The sequence below is a fragment of the Paenibacillus sp. FSL W7-1287 genome, assembly GCF_038004245.1.
Taxonomy (GTDB): domain Bacteria; phylum Bacillota; class Bacilli; order Paenibacillales; family Paenibacillaceae; genus Pristimantibacillus; species Pristimantibacillus camelliae.
Window position 1 is genome coordinate 633,070 of the sequence record NZ_JBBORD010000002.1, and the last position, 10,452, is coordinate 643,521.

The 10,452-nt window shown below is 42.0% G+C and carries 8 protein-coding genes and 1 other annotated feature; of the genes, 6 read left to right on the forward strand and 2 right to left on the reverse strand.

Annotated elements, in window-relative coordinates; genetic code table 11:
* Positions 1–20: 20 nt before the first annotated feature.
* Both NSQ99_RS22845 and NSQ99_RS22850 read right to left on the reverse strand, forming a co-directional pair.
* Entirely contained in the window at positions 21–1,298 is a 1,278-nt protein-coding gene (locus tag NSQ99_RS22845) for a glycoside hydrolase family 27 protein (protein ID WP_340839238.1), read from the reverse strand.
* 134 nt (positions 1,299–1,432) lie between these two features.
* On the reverse strand, positions 1,433–2,326 hold the full coding sequence (locus tag NSQ99_RS22850) for an AraC family transcriptional regulator (RefSeq protein WP_340839208.1): 894 nt from the start codon (positions 2,324–2,326) through the stop codon (positions 1,433–1,435).
* A gap of 280 nt (positions 2,327–2,606) precedes the next feature.
* On the opposite strand from NSQ99_RS22850, the gene NSQ99_RS22855 reads away from it, so the two are divergent.
* The 6 genes from NSQ99_RS22855 to NSQ99_RS22880 form a co-directional block, all read left to right on the forward strand.
* Positions 2,607–3,428, forward strand: coding sequence for a polysaccharide deacetylase family protein (locus tag NSQ99_RS22855; protein WP_340839209.1), 822 nt, complete (start codon positions 2,607–2,609; stop codon positions 3,426–3,428).
* Positions 3,429–3,488: 60 nt separating this feature from the next.
* The gene (locus tag NSQ99_RS22860) at positions 3,489–3,881 is read left to right on the forward strand and encodes a hypothetical protein (protein ID WP_340839210.1); all 393 of its coding nucleotides are present in this window, start codon (positions 3,489–3,491) and stop codon (positions 3,879–3,881) included.
* A 264-nt stretch (positions 3,882–4,145) separates the two neighbouring features.
* Positions 4,146–4,394 (forward strand) — a binding site (T-box leader).
* A gap of 69 nt (positions 4,395–4,463) precedes the next feature.
* On the forward strand, positions 4,464–6,128 hold the full coding sequence (leuA, locus tag NSQ99_RS22865; RefSeq protein ID WP_251668619.1) for a 2-isopropylmalate synthase: 1,665 nt from the start codon (positions 4,464–4,466) through the stop codon (positions 6,126–6,128).
* A 189-nt stretch (positions 6,129–6,317) separates the two neighbouring features.
* Positions 6,318–6,860 (forward strand): hypothetical protein, encoded by a 543-nt coding sequence (locus NSQ99_RS22870; RefSeq protein ID WP_340839211.1) that lies wholly within the window; start codon positions 6,318–6,320, stop codon positions 6,858–6,860.
* 141 nt (positions 6,861–7,001) lie between these two features.
* On the forward strand, positions 7,002–9,305 hold the full coding sequence (locus NSQ99_RS22875; protein ID WP_340839212.1) for an AraC family transcriptional regulator: 2,304 nt from the start codon (positions 7,002–7,004) through the stop codon (positions 9,303–9,305).
* A gap of 241 nt (positions 9,306–9,546) precedes the next feature.
* Positions 9,547–10,452, forward strand: a 906-nt coding sequence (locus tag NSQ99_RS22880) for an ABC transporter permease (protein WP_340839213.1), incomplete at its 3' end; no start/stop codon positions are given.

Here is a 10,452-nt window from a genome sequence, read left to right on the forward strand (position 1 = left end):
TCTTGCTCATTACGTATAGACTACGTTAATTTGTATAAAGCAGCACCGTGAGCAGCGACCTGCCCACTTACAAGCTCATCGCTGATGTCTAGCGACTCGCCACTCCATACATTATAGGCTTTTTGATAGCTCCATTGATAATGGCTGAGCTGAATGCTTGATTCTGTGGTTTGTTCACCAACATTGAAAAAAGCGACATAACGGGAGCCATCCTCACCGTCAGCTGTCCATATGATCTCATGGCCGCTGCGGCGAAGTAATCTAGCGTTAGATGATGTTTGATGCATATGAATAAGCTCACGATTCGTAATTAGGTTTAATGTCCATTCATCGTTATCACGCAGCTCTCCTCCGAAAAACAGCGGTGAACGGAAAATACTCCATAGCGTCATCATCGTAACTTGCTCATCCTTCGTAAAGCGAGTCCAACGATCAGCTCCTCCGCCATCTACAGATCGGATGCCGATATGTCCAAGCGGAAGCATGTCACAGTCCGGCCAGCAGCCGTTGCCTGATTTGCCCTGCCATTTCTCGCAGCGATCGAACATATCAAGCAATAGATGCCAATGATCCCAGAAATCATCGGTCATGCGCCACATATTGGCATGATTGGTGAAAAATCCGGCATGCTCTAGTGGAGCAGGTCCTGGAGATAAACTAAGCACCATCGGTCTACCACAGTTTTGTATGGCCTGCTGAATGAGTGCGATTTCTGGCAAATGAGCATCGTACAGTCTCGAAGCTGCAATATCGTCTACCTTTACAAAATCTACACCCCATGATGCATAAAGCTCAAACAAGGAGTTGTAATAGGCTGCAGCACCTTCTTTGTTTGCATCGATCCCGTACATATCAGTATTCCATGGGCAGATAGAATTCGTTGAAGCGATATCACGAGCACGCTGCGACGTTCCAAGCAGTGCTGTATTTTGATGAACGGCTTGACGTGGGATACCGCGCATAATATGTATGCCGAATTTTAATCCAAGGCTGTGTACATAGTCAGCAAGCGGCTTGAAGCCTTGACCGTTCGCAGCTGAAGGAAAACGGTTTTCGGCAGGCATTAAGCGAGAGTATTCGTCCATAACTAGCGGCACGAATGGGCGATAATGTGAGGAAACCGCACCAGGCTCACTCCACTGAATATCAACAACGATCGTATCCCAGCCGAAAGCGAGCAGATGCTCAGCCATGTACTCTGCATTGCCTCGAATCTCTTCCTCTCTAACTGCTGCTCCATAGCAGTCCCAGCTATTCCAGCCCATAGGTGGAGTAGGCGCAAATAAACGATGATCCATCATAATCCCTCCATTATTCAATATTCCAATATGATATGAAATAGTTCAAAGCTAATACCATCATCATACTGAAAAGATAACGGGGCTGACTATAATAATTATACGTACGCAATAGTACAAAATTGCTATCTGTTCTAATCAAAGAACAAGCGTTTATAGGCGAGCTGGTGCTTATTAGATCGAAAGGTTGCAGGCGTTTGCCCGATTAGCTTTCGAAATTTGCGGATGTAATAGCTGGCGTTAGAGAAGCCTACAGAACGCGCAATGTGCTCAAGCGACTGATCTGTTGAAAGCAGAAGCTCAAGTGATTGCTCGATACGTTTTCGATTTACATACTCATTTGGCGTCAGACCGACGTATTTGGAAAAGCTGCGCAAAAAATGATACTTGGACAGCCCAACCAGCTCTGCTAGCTGCTCTTGGCCAATCATATTAGCATAGTTCAGATCAATCCATTGAACAGCTTTAGCTATCGCAGCAGGCATCGCCGCTGGGACAGAATGGCTATCAGCAAATTGCCTTAGTGACATAAAAAATGAATAGACATAACTGGAAGCAGTAAACGGGTCGGTAATCTGTCCTTGCTGAGCAGCTACGAAGAGTTGAGTAAGCTTAACAATCGGAGCACTGTCGGGCGGAAGCTTTGGCAATCGCCCCATTAGCTCGGTTATTTCATTCCATAGCGGCATTATGGTATGGGGTCTGACTAGCAGGAACATAAACTGCCAGCCTTGCTGATCCTGCTCCGGTACGTAGAAGTAGCAATGATCACTTGGAATTTCAACAAGAAATGCGTGCTGAGCGGTAGCGAGTAACGTTTCTCCATTAAGCTCAAGCACGCCTTGTCCAGCCAAAGTATATTGAAAAAGCAGCAGTGGTCCGTCGCCTCGCTCCTTCCCATGCCAGCGATAATCGTTATGTGTAATTCGATCATGTCCTACCGCGAACAGATGGCATATCGGTAAATGCAGCTCCTTAGAGCTGTGAAAGCGAAAGCCGTAGGTTTCATTAGGAAGTTTGTTATTCATCTATCGACACCCCATGAGCCAGCAAAACTAGCTGGTTAATTATTGTGAAAAGGTAGCTTGTATGAAGCTTCTATATAATCTATCAAAATTGCTATCAACCGAATAGAGGTGAATCTATCATTTAACCTATCATAATATATAGCTTAGATGCAGCAATAAGCAATTTTTGCATCTATACTTTTAATCTAAATTCTGTAACAATTGGTATATGAGAATCGTCTAATATTAAAGTAACATAATAATTAGAATAATAGATTAAAAGGAAATGGGAGTGGAAGGTTTGTTTCGGAAATCATTTGCTATCGCGATTGGGTTTATTGCAGTAATCGCAATCAGCATAGTAGCTATTTTTGGTATGACTACGCATAAGCCTAGAGGAGTCGTTGTTCTTATGTACCATGACTTCGGGTATAAAGGCAATCCGTCAGTTATTAATGCAGAGGTTTTTGATGATCAGATGAATGCTCTTTATGAAAACGATTTTAATATTATTTCCATTGAACAATACGTTGATTACATGGAAGGTAAAATTGATCTCCCTGAGAAGTCAGTGCTCATCACTTTTGATGACGGATACTTAGATTTTTATGAAATTGCTTATCCAATATTGCAGACGTATCAGTTCCCAGCGACTAACTTTATAATCGTCAAATCATCGGATGAACCGAACCCAGATCACTTGCCGCATTTAACCTGGGATCAAATGCGTGAAATGAAAGCCAGTGGAATGAGCTTTTACAACCATACGTACGATTCTCATAAAATGCTGAACATTGATGATAATAAAAGCCCAATGCTAGCTAACCATATGGAAGGCGAAACAACTGAGCAATATAAGGCGCGTGTAAAAGAAGATCTTCTAAAAGCGCATGAAATACTCGTTAGAGAGCTAGGAGAGCAGGACAATATTTTAGCTTTCCCTTACGGCGCATTTAGTGATGAATTGCTAGAAGTGATGGAGGAGATCGGGATCGATCATGCGTTCACGATCCGTCCAGGCTTGAATGAGCGTGGCAAGCAAAAGCTATATTACCGCGTTAATGCTGGTCTATCCGCACTAGATGGAGATGCACTCGTTAAGAAAATTACTGAGCAGTATTAATCAGTCATAACTGCGATAATGAGAAAAATAATGGGGTTTGTAGTGAGATCGTTGTAATATATGTATGCATCAACGAATAGATTGAATTTGTGTCTGAATTGTTTGTTGTTCGAACGCTCAACAATCAAGAAAGGTCGTGATTATTCGTTGGAAACTAACACTCCTCAGGCCCCTCAAGAGCAATATGCATACCAGCAATATCAAAGCAATCAAGCTGTAGCGCCTATTGTTACAGTAAAGGAATGGCTAATTACGATGCTAATTATGATCATTCCGATCGTTAATCTTGTTATGATTTTTGTTTATGCATTCAGCAGTGGTCACAATCCATCGAAATCCAACTTTTTCAAGGCGTATTTGATTATGGCCTGTATCATCATAGGCTTATACCTGTTGTTGTTACTGCTATTTGTTGTCATATTTGGCAGTGCATTGGTTTCTTTAAATAGTTAGTTTAGTTCTCTCAATCGGAGGACGCTGCGGAGCAAAGCGTTCTTACACTCGCGATTAAAGCCTGATTCCTTAAGTAATTTATAAGGTGGAATCAGGCTTTAAACGCATTCGAATGCCTTTTTTACTTTGCTTTTTTCCGTTGGTTTAAGTCAGACAACACCAATGAATGGTATATAATAAATTGGACAAGCTACAATAAATATAAATTTTTTTGAATTGCTACTTGATTACCTGTTACGTTTGTATTAAGATACTAACTAATATTACAATACGTTGAGAAGGAATAGTAAGTGGTTTGAAACACTCAGAGAGCTGCTGGTTGGTGCAAAGCAGCTGTGAAAAACTGCTGAACTCGCCTTGGAGTTGCTCACTGAACATGAATTAGTAGGTGGAGCCGGAGCCTAACCGTTATCAATAGGAGGATCATGATGGCCACATGATCCATTAAGGGCATGCTATATTAGCGTGAACTGGAGTGGTACCGCGTAAGATTACAAGTCTTTCGTCTCTAGAATAGGAGATGAAGGGCTTTTTTTTGTTATCTATAACGTCAAAATTGTTAAATGAAGGATGGTCATGAGCATGAAGAATGTAGAGAAGTACGCAAAAGGTTATTTTATGCCTCCTGTAAGCAGCTTGAAGTGGACACAGAAGGAAAATATTACGGAAGCACCGATCTGGTGCAGTGTTGATTTGCGCGACGGCAACCAAGCACTAGTTGTTCCGATGAACTTAGAGGAAAAAATTGAGTTTTTCCAACTGCTTGTTAAGCTTGGCTTTAAGGAAATTGAGGTTGGATTTCCTGCAGCATCAGAGACAGAGTTTACGTTTTTGCGCACCTTGATTGAGCAGGACATGATTCCTGACGACGTGACAATTCAAGTACTTACTCAATCTCGTGAGCATATTATTCGTAAAACATTCGAATCCTTAAAGGGTGCTAAAAAAGCAGTCGTTCATCTGTATAATTCAACTTCTGTTGCACAGCGTGAGCAAGTATTCAGAAAATCTAAAGAGGAAATCGTTGAGATCGCTGTTAGCGGTGCGAAGCTGTTAAAAGAGTGCGCTGCTGAAACAGAAGGAAACTTCCAGTTCCAATATTCACCAGAATCATTTACGGGCACAGAGGTAGATTTTTCTTTAGAAATTTGTAATGCTGTACTCGATGTATGGCAGCCAACAGAGGATAATAAAGTAATTATCAATCTACCATCAACGGTTCAAATGTCGATGCCGCATGTATACGCTAGTCAGATCGAATATATGAGTGATAATCTAAAGTATCGCGACAGCGTTATTGTATCCCTACATCCGCATAACGACCGCGGTACTGGTGTAGCGGATGCTGAGCTTGGTATGCTGGCTGGTGGACAGCGTGTAGAAGGAACGCTTCTAGGAAACGGTGAGCGCACAGGTAATGTTGATATTATTACGCTTGCATTGAATATGTACTCTCATGGTGTAGATCCTGGTCTTAACTTCGAGAACTTGCCTGAGATTGTAGCGGCTTATGAAAAGCTAACGAAAATGAAGGTAAGTGAGCGTCACCCGTATGCGGGCGAGCTTGTATTTACAGCATTTTCTGGCTCCCATCAAGATGCGATTGCAAAAGGTATGAAATGGCGCGAGGAGCAGCAACGTCAGTATTGGACCGTTCCTTACTTGCCGATCGATCCGCTTGATATTGGCAGACAGTATGAGGGCGATATTATCCGGATTAACAGTCAATCTGGTAAAGGTGGGGTTGCCTATCTATTGCAGCAGCGTTATGGCTTGGATCTTCCACAAAAAATGCGTGAGCATTTAGGCTATGCAGTTAAAAATGTATCGGATCGATTAAATAAAGAAATTTCAACGGAAGAAATTCATCAAATCTTCATGGAAGAGTATGTAAATATTAAATCGCCGATTCAATTTGTATCCTATAGCTTTACACACAACGATGATTATCAAACGATCGTTAAGGTTCGCATGAATGAGGTAGAAAAAGAAATTATTGGCAACGGAAACGGACGCTTAGATGCGATTATCGATGCACTGCAAACGAACCTTGAGGTTAGCTTTTCGAACTTGACCTATTCAGAGCATGCGTTAGAGGTGGGCTCGAAGTCTCAGGCCGTTTCGTATATTGGCATCCAATCACCAGATGGCACTAATTTTTGGGGCGTCGGGATCGATCCAGACATTATGACGTCTTCAGTAAAGGGATTATTCAGTGCTATCAACAAAATGATTACAGCAAAATAATCCAATATCACTGTTGAAAGTTAAATAAAAATCACGAAGAACAGGCTTAGATAAACGCACGATAAGTTGCATATTTAAGCCTGTTTTTTTGTTTGGTATGAAGGATTAACACGAGAAAATGAAAGCCTAGAGTACTGTTGAAATCGTTGGTCAGTGCGAGAAAATTATTATATGGAGGTATGTGATGCGATGGTTAAAACGCTAGTAGAACGAAGCCGACAACGTCACAGAATGATTGTGCATGGACTATGTACGCTGCTCGTCATACTTGGAACGATAATCGCGATGATGATATACTCCAACCATTGGCACCAGCAGCAGTATTTTATCAGTCATATTCAGGGGCCTCTTGTCGAGCTGCAAGGTATTCTAGAGTATCAGCAAACCAGTAGCTGGAATGAGCCGCAGCTAGTATCCAATCAGCTATATGTATTGATTGCTTCATTAGACTATGGATTACAGAAGAATAGCTACCCTTCTAAGCTGCTTTCTCGCTCAGAATATGATCAATTTCAACGACTAGAAGCTTATTTAAGAGCACTGCCTAATCATAAAACATACAGCAGTGCGCAATGGGATGAGTTATCCATTCGGCGCGCAGAGCAGCTTAATGATGCATTAAAAGAAGCTGGATTAATGATGAATACGACGATTAGTTCCGCTTGGTCTTCATTTATTGATCAGATTATGATACTTACGAAAGAATTAGATAACGCTGCTAGCCTTCGCTAGCAGCAGCATCTATGCAACAAACATATGAAAAACTGTAACGCATTTCATAATTTTCTATTGTAAACGCATACATTATATAGATATACTGTATTATGAATGCGATCCAACATTAGAAAGAGGTCGACTGACATGATTTCAAGCATGAAGGTAATGTGGTCTAAGCTGGAAAGTCAACCCAAAGGGGTATTTTACCGTAACAGCCTAGTATATATATTACTGGCCGCAAGCATACCTGGTTTTATGATTGGATTACTCGTCTATCATTTCGCTACTAATCAATTACAGGATGACATTAGTGATTTGCACTATCAACAGATCAATGAGCGGGTGCAAAATATCGATGATCAGTTCAGCTATCTGGAGATGGGACTGTCGAATTGGGCGTTTAATCCGACGTTTGGTTATCGACTACAAACTCTTGACTTCGTTTATTATTTTCAGGAAACATGGGATGTCACTAAGTCGCTTGTTGTAATGGAGGGCTCGCACTCCTTAATTAATAATGTAGAGCTGTATATTGAGCGAGAACAGCAGCCGATCCTATTCAAAACTGAATTTTACCATCTCTATGATAAAAATACGATAGATTACTATAAACAAATATTACAGCAAGAAAAACGAATGTTTTGGATGCAAGATCAACAGATGGGCGATAGCAAGAACGGTTTGACATTGCTGCACAAAATCCCAGGAGAAAGTCCCATTCCCTTTGGCGTTCTAATTGTAAAGCTGGACAAGGAAAAGCTTATGAATTTGCTAAAAACGATGACGCCATATAATGAAGGAACGACGTTTTTATTGGATAAAAATTATGAGTTAATGCTTTCAGATTCCAGTGAGCTGGACCCGCTGCAGGAGAAGCTCATCGAGCACATTAAGACGAGTGAGCAAACGACGGGTCAATTTGTCACTGACTACGGAAAAGAAAGCTATTCTGTATCCTACGGTGTATTCAAAAGGTTAGCTGATGAGTGGATCTATGTGTCTGCGTCACCGATGACGCTTATTACAACACCTGTTGTTACGTTTTCCAAGTCATTGCTATGGATTAGCGCATTTAGTTTAATTACAGCGCTTTTGCTTGCTTTTGTTGTGTCGAATACGATGTATTCACCGATTCAAAAGCTGCTTAACCAAATCGATCCTGAGCGGAGACAAGCTGATCGCAAAAGAAAAAATGAGTTTCAAACGATCCGAGAGCATTGGACGAATATTTCTACGAAAAGTGCGGAGCTGGAGCAAAAAATCGAAACGACGCTGCCTATTCTGCGAAACACCTTTCTTATGCAGCTGCTTCAGGGACATATCGGTAATCTATCCGAGCAGGATCTGGAGCGAAGAATGCGCTCACTTTATTGGGAGGTAGGGACGCACCACTATACGTTTGTCCACATCTACTTAACGGGGCTGCATCGCATTGATCAGCCGATGACGCCGAATGATGAGCGACTAATGACCTTTGCAGCATACAATATGGCGCAGGAGATGGTCTCTGCACAATTTAATCAGGGCTATGCTTTAAATTTCCATGATCTGTCGCTTGGTATTTTTATTATTGAAGCCAATGATAAAATCGTGCAAAATGAACAGCTCCAGCAATTCTGTGAACGGTACACGCATACGATTAATGAGCTGCTCAGGCTTCAGGTGAGTATTACAATTAGCCGTAAAACTGAAGAGCTGCGCAAGGTCCGCAATCTGTATATGGAGGTAGAGCGTGCAGCGAGCTACCGTCAGTTCCTGAATCAGAATCAGCTAATTTGGATGGAGGATTTACCGAAGGAGTTTACGTTTGATGATATCGACTATCCCTTTGACGTGGAGCTGGAAATTTTACAAGCGATGCGCAGCGGGAATCGAGAGCAGGTGCTGGAGCTGCTGAGAAGGTTTATTGAAGCAGGAAGTATGCAGAAGGAGCATGTGGCCCAGCAAAATATGCTGCAGCTGCTTGGAAGCATACAGCATATGATGCTGCAATCCGGAATTAACCCGATTAAGCTGTTTCACGGAGAGAACCTGTACAGACAGCTGTCACATATCCGTGATCCGAAAAAGCTGCTGCGCTGGATGCGAGATATCGTCATTCGGCCTTACTTTGATGAGCTGGAAAATCGCGTGAATGCCCAGCAAAAAGGGATGATGACCCAGATCATCGCGTATATACATGAGCATTACAAGAAGGATATATCGTTAGATCAGTGTGCAGACCTCGTCGGTGTCAACTCCTATACGTTAAGCAAATGGTTTAAACAAGCAAGCGGAGTTAATTTTATCGATTACTTAACCGAGCTGCGCATAAAAAAGGCACAGGAGCTGCTTCGAAGTACAGATATGCTCATTAACGATATTGCGCAAGAGGTTGGATATCAGCAGCGGTATTTCAATCGGATCTTCAAGAAGCATGTTGGTGTTACACCAAGCGAATATCGCAGCAGTACAGGGTAAAACCAAAAAAGTGATACTCCTTCAAAAAAGTGAAACAGGACGTGAAAAGCCTTGCTAGTCAAGGCTTTTTCTTTTGCAAAAATGTGCAATTGAACTGCTGGCGTATTTCAATAATACTGAGATTGCAACTGGTGAGCAGATACATGATCTGCACCGCCGATCGCACCAACAGACGAGCATATAGACAAGACAATAAACCTGATAACCATTGTGATCGAGAGATGAGAGAAGGAGGAACGCTATGAATGCTGCATGGATTGCCAAGCTGAAAAAGGATCGATTTTTGTATTTGCTGCTGCTACCTGGATTATTGTATTTTCTTGTTTTCAAATACGCCCCAATGTGGGGAGTACTCATATCGTTTCAGAATTTCCAGCCTTTTTTAGGGTTTTGGAAGAGTGAATGGATAGGCTTTACCCATTTTGAAAATTTCTTTGCACATCCAGATTTCTTTCGATTGCTGCGCAACACGTTAATACTGGGCTTCTATGATTTGATATTTTTCTTCCCCGCACCGATTATTATTGCACTTCTACTTAATGAAATTAGACTAGCTTATTTCAAACGATGGATTCAAACGTTAATATACGTGCCGCATTTTATATCGATGGTTATTGTAGCGAGTATGACCTACGTATTTTTAACGACGCAGGACGGGCTTGTTAATGAAATATTATTCAATCTAACCGGCAAGAAGATAAATTTTCTGGCTGATCCTAGCTGGTTCAGGCCAATGATCATTTTGCAAATTATGTGGAAGGAAACGGGCTGGGGGACCATTATATTCCTCGCAGCACTCGCATCAGTTGATGTCGAGCAATATGAGGCAGCTATTGTAGACGGCGCTTCTCGTTTCCAACGACTCATTCATATTACGCTGCCAGCGATAAGCTCAGTGATTGTTATTTTGCTTATTCTGCGCTTGGGTAATTTCTTAGACACTGGCTTTGAGCAAATCTTCCTCATGACCAACTCCCTGAACCGAACGGTTGCCGACGTGTTCGATACGTATGTGTATTTTGTCGGTATTACCCAAGGGGCATTCAGCTACAGTACAGCGATTGGCTTATTCAAATCCTTGGTCGGCATCGTGCTAATATACGGCAGTAACTGGCTTGCCAAACGGTTTGGTCAAGAAGGCATCTAC